Consider the following 15,557-nt stretch of genomic DNA (forward strand, 5'->3'; position numbering starts at 1 on the left):
CGCCCTTGCTAAGGGTGAGGCATGATCACACTTCGTCCCTCCGAGAGCCGCGACGCTTCCCGCATCCTCGACATATGGAGCAAAGCAGTCGACGCCACCCACGGGTTCCTTCTGCCGGCGGATCGCGTCGCGATCGGGCAGGAAGTCGAAGCTTTTCTGCCGCAGGCGCCGCTCACGCTGGCGGTCGATGTTTCTGACCGCCCCCTCGGTTTCATGTTTCTGCATGAAGGGCATATGGAGGCGCTTTTCATCGATCCGGACCATCATGGCCAGGGCATCGGCAAGGTTCTGGTTCAGCGGGCGCTTGCGCTCCACCCCGCACTAACCACGGACGTCAACGAACAGAACGCCGGGGCCATGGGTTTTTACCGCCGGCTGGGATTCGAACCGACGGGACGCTCCGATCTCGACGGACAGGGGCGACCCTATCCGCTCGTTCATCTTCGATTTCGCGCAACGGAAAAATAGGCCGCCGGGATCGTCGGGGAGGATCAAGCCACGAACACCATAGTCCGCTTCGCAACCGACGATTTTCTGCCCGAACACCGCTTCGACCAATGGCGCGAAGTGCGCGGCAAAAGCCTGTTTGGCGTCACGATCGAGCTTGCGCGGGACCTTCGCCACAGCTTCAGGGGTTCGTTTCAGGCGCGCGCCGTCGCCGGCGCCGTGGTGACCGAGATGGGTGCTTCCTCTTACCGGGTGAACCGCACCGAAGCCGATATTGCCCGCATTGCCGGCGACAGCCTCTGCATCGGCCTGCAGGTCAGGGGCTCCGGCTTTCTGCATGCCGGCAAGAATCAGGTTCACGCGGTTGGCGGTGGCGATATCACCATCAACTATTCCGACTTGCCCTACGATGCGATACCGGGAAACGAGGCGGATTTTCACTACAGGATGCTGAAGATCCCCGTGGATTACCAGGTCATGCTCGGTCAGGCCACCGATGACCTGTTTGCGACGCGTTATGCGGAAAACAACAGTTTCTCCCTGCCCTTCCGGGCCCTTTTCAACGCGCTGAACGCCGACCCCGGCAGGCTCATCGATCCCGCCCGCGATGTCACCCATATCGCCCGGCTTGCCATGACGGCGCGCGGGCGGCTTTCGCCCGCCATGCCGGAGGTTCGCGCCGCGCTCAGGACCGGGCTCTGTTATGCGGCACAGGACATCATGATACGGAAGAAAGCCCGGCAGAACCTCACCCCTGCCGCCGTCGCAAGGGAACTGGGCATTTCGCTTCGGCAATTGCATGTGGTTTTCGAGGGTGCCGAACTGTCGTTTTCCCGCACGCTCTCCTCCATGCGGATAGAGGAGGCGAAACGGTTGCTGCTGGCATTCCCCGCCTTGCCGGTCACGCAGATCGCCTATGGCTGCGGCTTCGACAGCCTCGCTACTTTCTACAGGGTATTTGCCGGCACCTATGGCATGACGCCCAGCGACGCCCGCGCTGCGGATATGCCGCCGGCTTAAAATCTCACCTCTGCGCGCAATGAGAAGACGCGCCATTTCAGCTCCTGTAAGGCCGATTGGATCATCCCATCCCGGAGCGCGGCCCATGACCAATTTTTTCGATTTTGCGATTTCCCGGTTGCCGACCGCGACAGCCGATTGCCGCAGGCCAGCGCCCGGCGAAATAGAGGCGATGCTGCAAAAAGAACCCTTCGCGGCGGCGCTGCGTTTGCTGGCGGGAAGTTTTATCGCCCTTTACGAAGGCTCGCCCGAGATGACCGCGCTTTTTGCGACGCGCCAGAGCCGGCTTCTGTGTCACGCGCTTCTGGCGCTGTATTTTCAGAAATGCAGTGCCCCTGAAACAGAAGAGGGAGAAGCCGCGCTGACGCGGGAAGATTTCGGCCATCTGGCGCTTCGGCATGGGCTCGCCAGCCATAGTGTCGCTTATGCCTTCTTCAGGGAAGCGCTGAAACGCGGAATGACACGCCCGGCAGACCAATCCAGCAATGGGCCTGGCAATGGGGTCGTGCCTTCAGCCCCGGCGCTGGCGATGCTTGCCCAATGGTACGACGTGCATTTTCAGGCGCTGGATCTGCTGGATGAGGGCTTCAGGGCATCTCGTTTCATCAAGCGGTCGGAGGCCATGCTTCCCCATGTCCACCCCCGCGTATCGCAGGCGTTTCTGTCGCATCCGGAGGTGCGCTGCCCCGGCCCGCTTTCCATCATTTTCAACTGGTTCGATGCGGGCGGACTGCTAATGGACCGCCTTATCGCCGGCATCGACTGGGAAAGGCCGACCGAACAGGGCAGGCGCCTGACCGATGTGGAAACCGTGACGCAACTGGCGACATCCCTCTCCCTGTCGCGTATTCACATCGGCCGCAAGCTAGCGGCGGCCGAACTGATCGGCGGCATCGGCTGGAGCGGACGACGCGGCCGTTCCGCGCTCTGGATTTCGCAGGGTTTTTACGAGGAATATGCCCGCATGCAGGCCCGCAAGCTCCTTATTCTCGATGAAGCCTTCATCGACTTCGCGTGAGGTGCGGGCAGGCTGCAGGCCCTGCCATTCCGCTTGCCGGCTTTGCTCCGCGTGAATGCCACATAACGGCTTTCGTCGATGCTTATGAGGGATATCCATTGACAAATCACAGGACTACAGCTTTTCTACGCAACATGCGTGAGATGTTGCGAGCATCGAAATTGCTGGCCCTGTTGTTTAGACTGGTGATGATACTGTCACTGGCTGGCTATAGTGTTTCCACCGTCAATGCCGCAATGCATCCTGCCGAAGCCGGTGGAATGCAGCACGGCCAGTCCGCCATGATGGATCACGGCGCAACAATGGACCATGGCACCTCGGCCATGATGTCCGACAGTCACGATCATAACGATATGGCCGAACAGGACAGCGGCGTCAAAAAGCCCGTCAAGCCGCAATGCTGCGGCGATTTCTGTCTCGGTATGGCGGTTCTGATCAGCCACGACACCATTGGCAGGCCCGTCGTCAACAGCATCCGTTCCTTCCTCGACGACAGCAAGGCGCTGGGCCAGACCCCGCTCCTTCACCGCCCCCCGAATATCTGAACAGGCAAAGCCCGCCTTTGGGCAATGACCGTGCGTGAGCGGCTTTAGCGCCGTCGCGCCGTTGCATCTCCTGTTCGGAAAATACCCATGAACCCAATTTACATTGTGGTTGCGGCGCCCCTGCTTCTGGGCGGCTGCACGGCCACATCCCTGATGAACGACGCCGCCTCCTATGACGACGCGGCAAACCCGTCGCTCGGCGCGGCCCCCATCCGCTATCAGACCCCGGTCACGGGTTACACGCACCGCGCGCCGGTGGACCCGAAGCCCTGGCGTAACCAGAACGATGCGCAGGCTCCGAAAGGAGACGCATCATGACGATACTTACCGTCAAACTGGGAGCGAAAATCGCGACCGCCCTTTGCCTGCCGTTTCTTCTCGGCGGCTGTGTCACGGCCGCCCAATATGCGTCGCGTGACGCCGGTTTCACCAATGTTTCGGCCAGGACATCCGAGGCGACAGGCAAGCAGGCGGTCTGGGTGCAGAACCGGGCCGAGGCGCAGGCGACGCAGGCCCGCGTCAAATCGCTGATGGCCGCCGGCAAAAGTCTCGATGTCGAGACAGCGGTGCAGGTTGCGCTCCTGAACAACAAGGGCCTTCAGGCAGCCTATGCCGATCTCGGCGAATCCGCCGCCACCGCATGGCAATCGACCATGCTGGTCAATCCGCGGGTCGGCATCGGGCTGACGGGGATCGGCACCCCGGGGCTCAGGGCCTATCAGGCGATCGAGGGTGTCGTCGTCACCAATATTCTGGCGCTGGCTACCCTCAAGAAAAATGTCGAGATCGCCGATACCGGCTTCCGCAAGGCGCAGTTAGGCGCCGCGCTGAAGACGCTGCAACTGGCGGCCGATACCCGCCGCGCCTGGATTACCGCGGTGGCGGCATGGGAAAATGTCGGCCAGCTGGCGCAGGCACAGACCGCAGCGGATGCCGCCTCCGAACTTGCCGTGAAACTCGGCGAGGCGGGTTCGCTCAACAAGGAGGGCCAGGCCCGCGAACAGGTCTTTTACGCCGAGTTGACCGGCCAGATCGCCAGGGCGCGGCTTGAGGCCCGTCTTGCCAAGGAGGAACTGACCCGGCTCATGGGACTGTGGGGAGCGGATATCGAATACACCATTCCCAACCGCCTGCCCCCGCTTCCGAAGGCGCTTACCAAACGGGACATGATCGAGGCCGAGGCGCTGCAGCGCCGCGTGGATCTGCAGATGGCAAAGCTCGATCTGGAGGCGACCGCCCGGTCGTTCAAGCTCACCGAAGCCACCCGATACGTGACCGATCTCGAAATCCGTTCCGGCTTCGAGACCGAGCGTGAGGTGGAAGACGGCGAAATCCACAAGCAGACCACCGGCAATGCCGAGCTGGAATTCGTCATTCCGATCTTCGATTCCGGTCAGGCGCGCATGCGGGAATCCGAACTCGCCTATATGCGCGCGGCAAACCTGCTGGCGGAAAAGGCGGTCAATGTCCGCTCGGAAGCCCGCTCCGCCTATCAGGCCTATCGTTCGAACTACGACATCGCCCGGCATTACCGCAACAGCGTGGTACCGCTGCGCACCAAAATCGAGGAGCAGTCGCTGCTGACCTATAACGGCATGATCACCAACACCTTCGAGCTTCTGGCCGACAGCCGGGAAAAGGTCAATTCAAGCCTGCTCGCCATCAATGCGAAACGTGACTTCTGGCTCGCCGAGGCCAGCCTCGCTCCCGCCATTTACGGTGGCGGCACGGGTGCTGCGGCGGGCGCGGAGACCGAAGTTGCCGCCGCTGGCGGCGGCGGTGGCGGACACTGAGAAAGGAAACGACCATGTTTAACAGAAGAAACTTTCTGGGTGTCGGCGCCGCAATGGTCTCCTCGGCGGCCTGGGCGAAAACATCCAACACCAGCCTGCCGGAAGCGGCAGTGATGGAAACGGCTGCGACCCAGGCCCCGGTCAAGCCCACCACCGGCCCGGACTACAACCCCGTCGTCACCTTGAACGGCTGGACCCTGCCCTTCCGGATGAACAACGGCGTCAAGGAATTCCACCTTGTCGCCGAGCCGGTGGAGCGCGAAATGGCGGAGGGCATGACCGCCCGCCTCTGGGGTTATAACGGTCAGTCGCCCGGCCCGACCATCGAGGCCGTCGAAGGCGACCGGGTGCGTATTTTCGTGACCAACAAGCTGCCGGAACATACGACGATCCACTGGCACGGCATGATCCTGCCGTCCGGCATGGACGGCGTCGGCGGGTTGTCGCAGCCGCATATCCCGGTTGGCAAAACCTTCGTCTACGAGTTCGATCTCGTGAAATCCGGCACCTTCATGTACCACCCGCATTCGGACGAGATGGTGCAGATGGCGATGGGCATGATGGGCTTCTTCGTGATCCATCCGAAGGACCCTGCCTTCATGCCGGTAGACCGCGATTTCGTGTTCCTCATCAACGCCTTCGACATCGATCCCGGCTCCTATGTGCCGAAGATCATGACCATGACCGACTTCAATCTGTGGTCATGGAACAGCCGGGTGTTTCCGGGCATCGATCCGCTGGTGGTTTCCAAGGACGACCGGGTGCGCGTGCGCGTCGGCAACCTGACCATGACCAACCATCCGATCCACATGCACGGTTACGATTTCGAAGTGACCTGCACGGACGGCGGCTGGGTGCGGCCCGAGGCGCGCTGGCCGGAGGTGAGCATCGATATCCCCGTGGGTGCGATGCGGGCCTATGAATTCGACGCCAAATATGTCGGCGACTGGGCGATCCATTGCCACAAGTCGCACCATACGATGAATGCGATGGGACATGACGTCCCGACCTTCATCGGCGTCGACAAGAAGAGCGTCGCAGAGAAAATCCGCAAGGTGCGGCCGGAATATATGCCGATGGGCACCGCCGGCATGGCCGATATGGGCGCGATGGAAATGGAAATCCCTGAGAATACCGTACCCATGATGACCGGTTGGGGTCCGCACGGCCCCATCGAGATGGGCGGCATGTTCTCCGTGGTGAAGGTCCGCGAAGGCATCTCCGCGGGCGATTACTCAGATCCCGGCTGGTACGAAAACCCGCCCGGAACCCAGGCCTGGGAATGGACCGGCGAGTTGCCGGATACGACCAAGACCAATGACCCCAAAACGCAGATCACGCCGAAACCGATGAAACACGGCTGATCGCGCAGACCCCAACCCCACAAGAACCCCACCAAAATCAAGGAAATATGGAATGACCAAACTGAAAATTGCACTGCTTCTCACCGCTCTCGCCACGCCCGCCCTTGCATCGGGCACTCACGGCGGCGGCCATGAAGCGATGGCGATCGGCGAACCGGGCGACAAGGCCAAGGTGACCCAGACCATTCAGGTGACGATGAAGGAAACGCCTGACGGCAAGATGCTGTTCACGCCTGCCAAGTTCGACTTCAAGAAAGGCAAGACAGTCCGCTTCGCCATCAAGAATGTCGGCGAACTGGACCATGAATTCATTCTCGACGAACAGAAGGCCAATCTGGAGCACAAGGCCGCCATGGAGAAGGCTCCGGAGATGGAGCACGACAATCCGAACGCGATCAGCCTCGCGCCCGGCGAAAGCGGCGAAATCATCTGGAAATTCACCAATGACGGCATGTTCGAATTCGCCTGCCTGAAACCCGGACATTACGAGGCCGGCATGCGCGGCGATCTCAAAGTTTCTGCAAAGTAACCCGGCAACAAAGGAATCTGACCATGAAGACCATCGTTAAAATCACCGTTGCAGCAGCACTCCTGCTCACCGCTCCCTTCAGCGCATTCGCAGAGGAATTCACCAAGGGAACAGTAAAGAAGGTCGATGCCGCGGCCAAGAAGGTCACCATCATCCATGAAGAACTGAAGAACCTCGACATGCCGGCCATGACGATGGTGTTCCGCGTCAAGGACGATGCGATCCTCGCCAAGCTCAAGGAAGGCGCCAATATCGAGTTCGTCGCCGAACGCGCCGACGGCAAGCTGGTCGTCGCCCAGGTGAAATAAGGCCTCCGGTCGCTCGGCAAGAAACAGCAGGGGCAGCGGTTTTCCGCTGCCCTTTTGATATTGGGCAGATGGGATTCTCCTCCGCCTTATTGTTCCGCAAATGGCCTTGTTTCCGCGGTGGGCCGCGTCCCGTCGACCTTGCGCGAGAAGGCCGCGTCTATCGCCCGTCGATTGTTCATGAACGGCCGCTGGAGCAGAAGGAATACCGCGAGCATCAAGGGCCATGCAATCAGGACATCGGAGAGGAAGTGAGCGCCCATTGCCACCCTGTTCAGGGAGACAATCACGATGAATGGCGCCAGTATCGCGATGCCGATCAGGCGAAATTTCTCTGGCAGGAGAATGGTGAAGGCGAGAAGAGCGGCTGCGGAAGCGCTTTCACCGGAAGGAAAAGAGCAATTTCGGGCGCAGCCACCGTCAAGGGAAAGAACCGGTGTAAACAACAGGTCTCCCCCGAACTCGCCAAGATGGCGCGGTCTTGCCCTGCCAAACGCGTTTTTCAGTATATGAACCGTGGCACCCGGTCCCAGAGCAAAAAAGACGCCAATAAGCAGCAGCTTGTGCGGAGGAAAAACCCGGTGCAGGCCGCCCGAAAATGGCATGAGGACAAGCATGCACACCAGCCCCGACAACAAAACCGGCGGAAGCATGCGGTTCAGATCTCGGACGGAAATGAGGAACTCATCCTCGCCAAGGTGGAAACCGTCCGTCCAGAATTGCCGGCTCACCTCAAGATCGATATCCGACCTGATCGTGAAGACAATCATCATCGCAAAAGCGACCAGAAGAGCCAGCAGGGAGGAACTGCCGGCGGCACGCAAAAAAGCCTGACGGGCGACATGGATGGCGCCTGCGCGAAATTTCGACCTCCGGGTCCAATTCCGCTTTTTCCGGTTGGTCTTACTGGCGAGAGGCTGGTGCATGGCCAGTTCTCTTCCGCAGAAATGTCAAGGCTTTGCGGAGAAAGAGACAAGACTGCAAGGAAAGCGGCACTGACAGTGTTTATTCGGGGATGGAGGCTCTTGCCCGATGTTTCGCATCCGCTTAGCGTCCCGGCGTTACCACGGTTTACAGAAGCAGATTTGCGGATCGAGTATGGACAAAGGGCTTATTCTGATCGTCGAAGACGACCCCGATATTATTCAGATTCTGGACGCCTATCTCATTCGCGAAGGATACAGAACCGTCAGGGCGAGTGATGGAGAAATAGCGCTGACGCATTTCTCCATGCTGAGACCGGATCTGGTTCTCCTCGACATTCGCCTGCCGAAGTTCGATGGCATCGAGGTGTTGAACCGCATACGGCGGGAACGGGATACGCCTGTCATCATGGTCACCTCCCTTGCGGAGGATATGGACAAGCTGACCGGCCTTCGCCTCGGCGCTGACGATTACATCGTCAAACCTTTCAATCCCCACGAATTGATCGCGCGGGTGAATGCCGTGCTGAAACGCACGCGACAGCCTGCCGCCGATGGGGTCTTACGCTTCGGGGCCATTGAAGTAGACACCGAAGCCTATGTCGCGGCCGTTTGCGGCGATGGGGGACGAACCGTTCTGCCCCTGACGCTGAGCGAGTTCAGGATACTCGCCCATATGACGCGCCGCCCCACCCACGCCTTTCAGCGCGCCGATATTCTGGATGCCTGCCTGCCGGAAAGCGATGCGCTGGCGCGCACCATCGACACGCACATCGCCAATCTGCGCAAGAAACTGGCCGATCATGGCGCCTGCGGTTATCTGGTCTCGGTGCGCAGCGTCGGTTATCGGCTGGCCGGGGAGCAGAAACCATGAAACCCTGGCGACTGCGCCTGCGCACGATGACGGCTATCACGATCACCACGATGCTCATCTTTGCCGTCGCGTTGGTCTATTTCGGCGTTTCCTGGTATGCGGACAATATTGAAGAGCGCATCATCGCCCAGCTGTCGTCCGATGCCTCCAAGGCCTTCTCGGATATCGACCGGGGCGTGATGCCGGATCAGCGCCAGCTTCAGGCCCTTATCGAGGTTTTGCCGGGCCTGGAGGATGAGGCGGATAACGAGCTTATCAAATCGGTATTCCTCTTCGGATTGCTCGCTGTCCTTCTGTGCAGCCTGCTCGGTTATTTCATCTCCCGGCGCATTGCGGCACCTCTTGGCGAACTTGCCGATGCTGCTCGGCGCATGGCGACCGGCGATTTCAGCGGAGGCGCAAAGATCAAGGCCAACCCCATCGCCGAAGTCGCATTTCTGGTCGACAGTTTCGAGAGTCTGACGCGGGAACTTCAGATGATGGAGCGCCGGCTGAAGTTCAACACCATGGCGGTGGCCCATGAATTGCGCACACCGCTGACGATCCTGCAGGGCCGTTTGCACGGCATCGCGGATGATGTCTTTCCCCTCGACAAGCAAGCCATTCGCCACCTCATCGTCCATGTGGAGGGGCTGGCGCGTCTTGTCGATGATTTGCGCACACTTTCCCTGGCAGAAACCAACAGCCTCGTCAAAGACACGCAGCCGCTTGATCTTGCCGCCGAATGCGCGGCCGTGGCTGAAGCGGCGCGGCCGCTGATGGATGAGGCCGACATCGATATCGATATGTCGCTGGAGCCCGCACCCATTTGCGGCGACCGCCAACGCCTTCGGCAGCTGCTATTGATCCTGATGGATAATGTGCGCCGCTACGCGGCGAGCGGCGGGTTTCTGCGCTGTTCGACCGGGCTTCAGGACGGGCGCGCCTTTGTCGCGATCGAGGATATGGGGCCGGGCTTTCCCGCTGGCGTCGAGGCGCACGGCATCGAACTTTTCTGGCGGATGGAACCGTCGCGCGCGCGCAAAACCGGTGGCACGGGCCTCGGCCTGTCGATTGCCCGCGCAATCGCTCGGGCGCATGACAGCGATCTGCAGATAAAGACGCGACCGGACGGCGGAACTATCGTGACGGTTGTCTTTGGGAAAACCTCCTGAAATCTCCCGGCCAACCGTCTCTTTGCGGTTGCTTGTTTTGCGCTGAGGCAACAAACCGGTCTTCACGTAGGGCAGGCCGTTTCTCGATAGAATCTTGACAATTCCGGCTCATGCCCCGGCTGAACGCCATGTTCTGCCGGAAGCCCATTTATGTCGCGCATTCAAGATGCTGCCGTTCTGGCAGAGAAACTCCCGGTCACGGATGATGTGGCCCAGACGGTTTCGGAAACACCCCGTTTTTTGTTGCTCTGGAGAATTATGACCTTTGCCCGGCGTGCCTACTGGAAGCGGGCGGTCCTTTTCTGGCTGCGTTTTGCGGCCAATCCATTGGTCACCTTTCGGTGGTGGCGGTTTCTGGCGGATTTTTCAGCAGAGCGAAAATTGCCGCTCCCGCATGACGACCTTCTCCAGAAACCCCTGTCGAAACTCCTCATCAATAAAGTTTCCCGGAAGAGACGGCTGGTTTTTCTCATGGATAATTTCGCAATTGCGGACCGGCATTTTTCCAGGAGCGTCATGGCCGGGCTGTGGGCGGGAAAAACCATTGATATGGGCACGGTTCGCGGCCGGAATGATGAATATCGATGCATACTGGCGCTCGCGGATTGCTGCGGCGGCCGGCACGAGGGTGCTTTTTCCGTCAGACTCATTCGCAGCCATGACAACACCATTCTCTGGACAGCAACATTCACTTTCGTTGAAGGGCGCGAGACACAGAACCACACGATTGTCGTTGGCGGCATGCAGGGTCTGCGCGCCGCGAAAGAGCAAATGGTGTCGATGACGCGCGACCTCTCGGGGCTTCGTCCGAAGGAGGCTGCACTCATGGTTCTGCAAGGCCTCGCCGCCGAGGGTGCACCTGGCTATTTCGCTGTCGCCCATTCCAGGCACCCCATCCGTTACCGGCGCGCCCGGCGGCAAAAAATGATGGTTTCGAACATCGATGCTTTCTGGCGGGAACGCTCTGGCGAGCCGGATGAAATATTCGGTTTCAAAGTACCCTTCTCCAGCCTTGAGGGTGGAGATAAACGCAGCCATATGAAGCTCACTTTTTTCAACCTCGGCAAACGTCTCGCCGAAGCCAGAATAAACGAAAGCGCCTGAGGCTCGTCCCAGGTTGCCTGGACGTCGCGCTAGTCATGAGCAGGTTTTCGCGCCGGGCCGAAGATCGTGAAGCTGAGGGCGGCGAGCAGCCAGACACTGATGCCGGCATAGAGCATGACGAGACCGAACCCATCCGCAAGCGCCCGATGGACGAGTTCTTCCGAAACGCCCTGCGCCGAGGCGCCGGCAGTTCCCGCCGCGATCTTTTCCGCCAGCGACTGCAATTCATGCACATCCGCAGCGGGCGGCAGGTTCGCCCGAAGCGAAGCCCGGACGCCCTCGACCAGAATAAAGCCCATGATCGGGATGTTGATGGCGAGCGAAATCATCCGTGCGCTCATGTCGATGCCCGAGGCCATGCCGGAACGGGCGGGGGAAACCGCGCCCGTGGTGGTGTTGGTAACAGGCGTATTGGTCAGCCCGAGCCCGATACCGGCGAGGATGCAGCCGGGTAGCATGTTGAGCCAGCTCGCATTTTCGATGCCGCTTCCCAATTTCATCAGCATGAAACCGAGGCCGATGGTGAACAGCCCGGCCGGAATGACGAGCCGCGGCTGATAGCGCAGCGACAGGCGCTCCGCCAGCGGCGGCACCACCAGCGCCGGCAGCGTATAGGCAAGCAGGCCGAGGCCGGCGGTCACGCTGTCATAACCGAGGCCCGCCTGAAACCAGATCGGCAGATAGATCATGAACGGCCAGAAGCTGATATTCATCGCCGCCGAACCGATGATCGCCCCGGAAAAAGGCCGGATGCGAAACACGGAGAAGTCGAACATCGGTCTTGAACTAAGCTTTTCAGCAATCACGAAGGCAATGAAGCTTGCAGCCGCGACGCCGAGGATCAGAAGCGCCGCCGGGCTCACAAAACCGAGCGCGGGCCCCTGGGTGATGAAAAAGGCAAGGCAAAAAACGGCGACCGAAAGGGTGACCATGCCGGCAAGATCGAGACGCGCCGCCTCCGGATCGCGCGATTCTCCGACGCCACCCACGGCAAGCAGCCATGTTCCCGCGCCAAGCACGACGTGAACGAGGAACACCCATTCCCAGCTCCACAGCGCAACGATGGCGCCGCCGATGATCGGGCCGAAGCCCAGCCCCACGCCCGAGACGATGCCCCACCAGCCGAACGCCATACCGCGTTCGCGGGCCGTGCGGAACTGATGCGACAGGATGGCGATCTGGCACACCAGCATCGCCCCGCCGCTCAGCCCCTGAAGGAAACGGGCGCCGATCAGCACCGAGACGTTTTCCGTCATTCCGCAGGCCAGAGAGGAAAGCGCGAAAGCGGCGATGCTGGCGATAAAGACACGTTTGCGGCCGAAGCGATCTGCCAGCGCGCCCGTCGCCATCAGCACCATCGTCACGCCGATCGTATAGGCGTTCATGATCCACTGAAGCTGGCGGAAATCCGCATGCAGCACCTGTTCGAGTGTTGGCAGGATCGCCGGAACGCTGGAAATTTCCAGTCCGAACATCAGAGCGGAGAGACAAACGGCAGCGAGCGCCATGGCGCTTCTGCTGCTTGCGGGTGCGGCAACGGCAAGGGTCATTCTTCAGCCTTTCATGGGTCGGCCCGCACTTGCGAAAACCGATCTGTGGAGGAGGCACGCTAGACAAAGCTTGACCATAACTGAATTGGATGATTGGCTATTTCAGAGACAACAAATTGGAATAATCGATATGAGCACGCTGGATGTGGAGGCCGTCGAGGCCTTCGTCACCATCGCCGATATGCAGAGCTTCACCCGCGCTGCCGAAGCGCTCGGCACCACCCAGGGCGCCATCAGCGTCAAGCTCAAGCGGCTGGAAGACAGGCTCGGCCAGCGGCTGCTCGAACGCACGCCGCGCTCAGTACGGCTTTCAGCGCAGGGTGCGGTGTTTCTGGCGCCCGCCCGCGAGTTTCTCGCCGCGCATGACCGGGCGCTGGCGGGTCTTTCCTCCCCGCGCCGCCGCTTCGGCCTTGGCATTGCCGCCCATGTGGCGGGACCGGAGGTTCCGACCCTGCTTGCACGCCTCAACGACCACGACCCCGGGCTTACGATTGAAGTGCGCATGGATCATTCCCGATCCCTGCTGGACGCCTTCGACCGTGGAGAGATCGATGCGGCAATCATCCGGCGCGAGGATGACCGGCGCGACGGCGAGGTGCTCGGGCCGGAACATTTCGGCTGGTATGCAACCCCGCAGTTCGAACACCGTCAGGGTGAACCGCTGCGGCTGGCGGCGCTCTCGCCCGCCTGTGGCGTGCGTGACATCGCCACCCGCGCCCTGGATGCGGCTGCGATTGCGTGGACGGAGGTGTTTCTTGGCGGCACATCGTCGATGGTGACCGCTGCCGTCTCGGCCGGGCTCGCGGTTTCCGCCTTCTCCTCCCGCCTCGCACCGCCCGGCACAGTGGAGGTCAGCCAGCGTTTTGGCCTGCCGCCTCTGCCCTCCACGGAAATCATCATGTTTTCCACCCTCACGGACAGCAGATCCCGGGAAGCCTTACGCACGCTTGCCGCCGCCTTTCGCGAACATCGGCCGGGATCGTGACGCAATCCGTTTGACACCGGCTAAACGCCGAACACCTCCGGCCTCAGTTTTCCGCCCCTCAGCAGAAGTTGCAGCGTATAGGAAACTGAAAGCGGAAAATCGCCCTCCAGCCCAAGTCTGACGGCGCCGATCTGCGCAATGACCGGATCGGGATCATGAGCCGCACACCAGAACCTGCGCTGGGAACCTTCCAGGCAGAGGAACTCGCAGTCGAATATGATTGCTTTTTTCATCGATGATTCCCCTGTCCTTGAGCAACGACAACAAGCACGATCAGTCTAAGGTAGCCGTGCTTTTCATCCGCTTCCCGGCCTTCAGCAACCGGGACCACCGATGGCTCCGATCAGGCCTCCGCGTGAAAACGCCGGCATACGCCTAGACAGACTGAAGCAGGCTGCTCTCCAGTGTCTTAAACGACGTGACATCTTGGCGGGCCAGTGAAACAACCCACGCGCCCTGCAGCCCGATCACCAGTCTTTCGGCATCGGTCTGCGGATCGTGACTGCCCAGGCGCCTTGCCTGAGCTGCGATCCTTGCGGTCCAGTCATTGAGCACATCCGCACCGATCTGGCGCAAATCGGGCTTTTCATCGCCGGCCTGAACGATGCTGAGCACCGGGCAACCCATGATGCGGCCATTTTCCTGGGAGAGGCGGGCTATCGCACGGCACAGCGCGACGGAGCCCGAAGCGAAGCTCTCCGCGTCCTCGAAACTCGCTTCGATCAGCTCTGCCACCTTGCGGCCCGCCCAGCGCGTCGCCTCGGCGGCAAGCTGCTCCTTGCCACCGGGAAAATGATAATAGAGAGAGCCTTTCGGCAGGCCCGTCTCCGCAAGAATTTCAGCCAGTCCCACGCCGGCATAACCGCGCCGTCGAAACAGCGCGGAGGTGGCTCGTATCAAAGCGTGGCGGTTCTTGCTTTCGTCCATTCGCCTGTTTTAAGCGCCGTAGACCGTTTGGTCCAGAGATGTTATTAGACCAAACGGTCCAGGAGGAGGAAGGGATGGATGACTGATATTGCAGAGAGCCGGGAGATTGACATTGTTTCGGAAGGGCACAGGCTCGCCGGCCGGTTCTTTCCGCCCAGGGGGCCAACCCGCGCGCATCTTGTCCTTCACGGCGCAACGGGTGTTCCGGCGCGCTATTATCGCGCCTTCGCCACATGGGCAGCCGCTCAGGGCATCGGTGTCCTGACCTATGATTATCGCGATTTCGGCGCGTCCCGACAACGCCCCGTCCGCGAAAGCCGGGCCACGATGGCCGACTGGGGAATTGCCGACCAGACGGCAGCCGAGGCCGCACTTTGCCGGATCGCACCGGAAGGCCCCCTCTGGCTGCTCGGCCACTCCCTTGGCGGACTGACATTTCCTTTTCGACGCCATGACGAACGGCTCGAGCGTGTCATCACCATCGGTTCGGGCTTTGCCCATGTCAGCGACCATCCATGGACCTATCGGCCCACGGTCATCGCCTTCTGGTATCTGCTCGGGCCTGTCAGCACGACACTCGCCGGCTACCTTCCCGGCCGAAGGCTGCTGCTGGGGGCGGATCTGCCCGCCGGAATCTACTGGCAATGGCGGCGCTGGTGCACGAGCCGGGATTTCTTCCGGCGCGATATCGGCAAATCACTGCCAGAACCGGATTTTTCCGCCACCCGCTTCGATCTGCGCATGATGACGATGGCAGACGATGTGGTGGTGCCGCCCGCCGCCGTCTGGCGTTATGCCGACGTTTTCCCGCAGGGAAGCGTCAACCGCAGAACCCTGCGCCCGGAAGAATTCGGCCTCACCTCGCTGCGCCATATCGAGGTCATGTCAGAGCGTGCAGCACCGGCATGGCCGGCGATATTGGGGCTGGAAGAAACACGCGCCGGGAAGGATGCACATTGATTTTACGACGCCCGAATAGCCGTGTTCCGGTCCTTGAACGTATCGATCAGCCGGCATAA

The 15,557-nt window shown here is 60.7% G+C and carries 17 protein-coding genes and 1 pseudogene; 14 read left to right on the forward strand and 4 right to left on the reverse strand.

Annotated features, from left to right (window positions below):
- Positions 1-21 precede the first annotated feature (21 nt).
- From F3H58_RS19590 to F3H58_RS19630, 9 genes are all read left to right on the forward strand, one after another.
- Positions 22-468, forward strand: coding sequence for an acetyltransferase (locus F3H58_RS19590; protein WP_149743392.1), 447 nt, complete (start codon positions 22-24; stop codon positions 466-468).
- 99 nt (positions 469-567) lie between these two features.
- A complete protein-coding gene (locus tag F3H58_RS19595; protein ID WP_188128991.1) occupies positions 568-1,467 on the forward strand; it encodes a helix-turn-helix transcriptional regulator in 900 nt (299 codons plus the stop codon).
- Between the two features lie 85 nt (positions 1,468-1,552).
- The gene (locus F3H58_RS19600; RefSeq protein ID WP_149743393.1) at positions 1,553-2,485 is read left to right on the forward strand and encodes a hypothetical protein; all 933 of its coding nucleotides are present in this window, start codon (positions 1,553-1,555) and stop codon (positions 2,483-2,485) included.
- 134 nt (positions 2,486-2,619) lie between these two features.
- Entirely contained in the window at positions 2,620-3,030 is a 411-nt protein-coding gene (locus F3H58_RS19605) for a hypothetical protein (RefSeq protein ID WP_149743452.1), read from the forward strand.
- An 87-nt stretch (positions 3,031-3,117) separates the two neighbouring features.
- The gene (locus tag F3H58_RS19610; protein WP_149743394.1) at positions 3,118-3,348 is read left to right on the forward strand and encodes a hypothetical protein; all 231 of its coding nucleotides are present in this window, start codon (positions 3,118-3,120) and stop codon (positions 3,346-3,348) included.
- The gene (locus F3H58_RS19615; RefSeq protein ID WP_149743395.1) at positions 3,345-4,823 is read left to right on the forward strand and encodes a TolC family protein; all 1,479 of its coding nucleotides are present in this window, start codon (positions 3,345-3,347) and stop codon (positions 4,821-4,823) included. Before F3H58_RS19610 ends, F3H58_RS19615 begins: the two co-directional genes overlap by 4 nt.
- A 14-nt stretch (positions 4,824-4,837) precedes the next feature.
- Entirely contained in the window at positions 4,838-6,187 is a 1,350-nt protein-coding gene (locus tag F3H58_RS19620; protein WP_080857638.1) for a multicopper oxidase family protein, read from the forward strand.
- 52 nt (positions 6,188-6,239) lie between these two features.
- Positions 6,240-6,716: a cupredoxin domain-containing protein gene (locus F3H58_RS19625; RefSeq protein ID WP_149743396.1), complete on the forward strand. Its 477-nt coding sequence runs from the start codon at positions 6,240-6,242 to the stop codon at positions 6,714-6,716.
- A gap of 23 nt (positions 6,717-6,739) precedes the next feature.
- Complete coding sequence (locus tag F3H58_RS19630) at positions 6,740-7,024, forward strand: copper-binding protein (protein ID WP_080857637.1); 285 nt, start codon at positions 6,740-6,742, stop codon at positions 7,022-7,024.
- 86 nt (positions 7,025-7,110) lie between these two features.
- Here F3H58_RS19630 and F3H58_RS19635 read toward each other — a convergent pair whose 3' ends face one another.
- Positions 7,111-7,674, reverse strand: coding sequence for a phosphatase PAP2 family protein (locus F3H58_RS19635; RefSeq protein WP_286169814.1), 564 nt, complete (start codon positions 7,672-7,674; stop codon positions 7,111-7,113).
- 445 nt (positions 7,675-8,119) lie between these two features.
- Here F3H58_RS19635 and F3H58_RS19640 point away from each other — a divergent pair, with 445 nt between their 5' ends.
- From F3H58_RS19640 to F3H58_RS19650, 3 genes are all read left to right on the forward strand, one after another.
- Positions 8,120-8,818, forward strand: a complete 699-nt coding sequence (locus F3H58_RS19640) for a response regulator (RefSeq protein ID WP_104679815.1) — start codon at positions 8,120-8,122, stop codon at positions 8,816-8,818.
- On the forward strand, positions 8,815-9,972 hold the full coding sequence (locus F3H58_RS19645) for an ATP-binding protein (RefSeq protein ID WP_149743398.1): 1,158 nt from the start codon (positions 8,815-8,817) through the stop codon (positions 9,970-9,972). Before F3H58_RS19640 ends, F3H58_RS19645 begins: the two co-directional genes overlap by 4 nt.
- Positions 9,973-10,230: 258 nt before the next feature.
- Positions 10,231-11,076, forward strand: a complete 846-nt coding sequence (locus F3H58_RS19650; protein WP_286169830.1) for a DUF535 family protein — start codon at positions 10,231-10,233, stop codon at positions 11,074-11,076.
- Positions 11,077-11,105: 29 nt separating this feature from the next.
- Here F3H58_RS19650 and F3H58_RS19655 read toward each other — a convergent pair whose 3' ends face one another.
- Positions 11,106-12,626, reverse strand: coding sequence for an MFS transporter (locus tag F3H58_RS19655; RefSeq protein ID WP_149743400.1), 1,521 nt, complete (start codon positions 12,624-12,626; stop codon positions 11,106-11,108).
- Positions 12,627-12,756: 130 nt separating this feature from the next.
- Here F3H58_RS19655 and F3H58_RS19660 point away from each other — a divergent pair, with 130 nt between their 5' ends.
- On the forward strand, positions 12,757-13,611 hold the full coding sequence (locus F3H58_RS19660) for a LysR family transcriptional regulator (RefSeq protein WP_003522061.1): 855 nt from the start codon (positions 12,757-12,759) through the stop codon (positions 13,609-13,611).
- Between the two features lie 77 nt (positions 13,612-13,688).
- Here the strand turns inward: F3H58_RS19660 and F3H58_RS19665 are convergent.
- Positions 13,689-13,844, reverse strand: a pseudogene (locus tag F3H58_RS19665) (exonuclease); the annotation flags it as partial.
- Positions 13,845-13,986: 142 nt separating this feature from the next.
- Complete coding sequence (locus F3H58_RS19670) at positions 13,987-14,538, reverse strand: TetR/AcrR family transcriptional regulator (RefSeq protein WP_149743401.1); 552 nt, start codon at positions 14,536-14,538, stop codon at positions 13,987-13,989.
- Between the two features lie 78 nt (positions 14,539-14,616).
- On the opposite strand from F3H58_RS19670, the gene F3H58_RS19675 reads away from it, so the two are divergent.
- Entirely contained in the window at positions 14,617-15,498 is an 882-nt protein-coding gene (locus F3H58_RS19675) for an alpha/beta hydrolase family protein (protein WP_149743402.1), read from the forward strand.
- Positions 15,499-15,557: the final 59 nt, after the last annotated feature.

The sequence above is a fragment of the Rhizobium sp. NFACC06-2 genome (assembly GCF_900101425.1).
Taxonomy (GTDB): Bacteria; Pseudomonadota; Alphaproteobacteria; order Rhizobiales; family Rhizobiaceae; genus Agrobacterium; species Agrobacterium leguminum.

Excerpts from the sequence above, each read along its gene's own strand:
- F3H58_RS19645 (WP_149743398.1), top strand. The coding sequence starts at position 8,815 with ATGAAACCCTGGCGACTGCGCCTGCGCACGATGACGGCTATCACGATC.
- F3H58_RS19620 (WP_080857638.1), top strand. The coding sequence starts at position 4,838 with ATGTTTAACAGAAGAAACTTTCTGGGTGTCGGCGCCGCAATGGTCTCC.
- F3H58_RS19630 (WP_080857637.1), top strand. The coding sequence starts at position 6,740 with ATGAAGACCATCGTTAAAATCACCGTTGCAGCAGCACTCCTGCTCACC.
- F3H58_RS19605 (WP_149743452.1), top strand. The coding sequence starts at position 2,620 with ATGCGTGAGATGTTGCGAGCATCGAAATTGCTGGCCCTGTTGTTTAGA.
- F3H58_RS19635 (WP_286169814.1), bottom strand. The coding sequence starts at position 7,674 with ATGCTTCCGCCGGTTTTGTTGTCGGGGCTGGTGTGCATGCTTGTCCTC.
- F3H58_RS19640 (WP_104679815.1), top strand. The coding sequence starts at position 8,120 with ATGGACAAAGGGCTTATTCTGATCGTCGAAGACGACCCCGATATTATT.
- F3H58_RS19650 (WP_286169830.1), top strand. The coding sequence starts at position 10,231 with ATGACCTTTGCCCGGCGTGCCTACTGGAAGCGGGCGGTCCTTTTCTGG.
- F3H58_RS19660 (WP_003522061.1), top strand. The coding sequence starts at position 12,757 with ATGAGCACGCTGGATGTGGAGGCCGTCGAGGCCTTCGTCACCATCGCC.
- F3H58_RS19615 (WP_149743395.1), top strand. The coding sequence starts at position 3,345 with ATGACGATACTTACCGTCAAACTGGGAGCGAAAATCGCGACCGCCCTT.
- F3H58_RS19675 (WP_149743402.1), top strand. The coding sequence starts at position 14,617 with ATGACTGATATTGCAGAGAGCCGGGAGATTGACATTGTTTCGGAAGGG.
- F3H58_RS19655 (WP_149743400.1), bottom strand. The coding sequence starts at position 12,626 with ATGACCCTTGCCGTTGCCGCACCCGCAAGCAGCAGAAGCGCCATGGCG.
- F3H58_RS19600 (WP_149743393.1), top strand. The coding sequence starts at position 1,553 with ATGACCAATTTTTTCGATTTTGCGATTTCCCGGTTGCCGACCGCGACA.
- F3H58_RS19670 (WP_149743401.1), bottom strand. The coding sequence starts at position 14,538 with ATGGACGAAAGCAAGAACCGCCACGCTTTGATACGAGCCACCTCCGCG.
- F3H58_RS19625 (WP_149743396.1), top strand. The coding sequence starts at position 6,240 with ATGACCAAACTGAAAATTGCACTGCTTCTCACCGCTCTCGCCACGCCC.
- F3H58_RS19610 (WP_149743394.1), top strand. The coding sequence starts at position 3,118 with ATGAACCCAATTTACATTGTGGTTGCGGCGCCCCTGCTTCTGGGCGGC.
- F3H58_RS19590 (WP_149743392.1), top strand. The coding sequence starts at position 22 with ATGATCACACTTCGTCCCTCCGAGAGCCGCGACGCTTCCCGCATCCTC.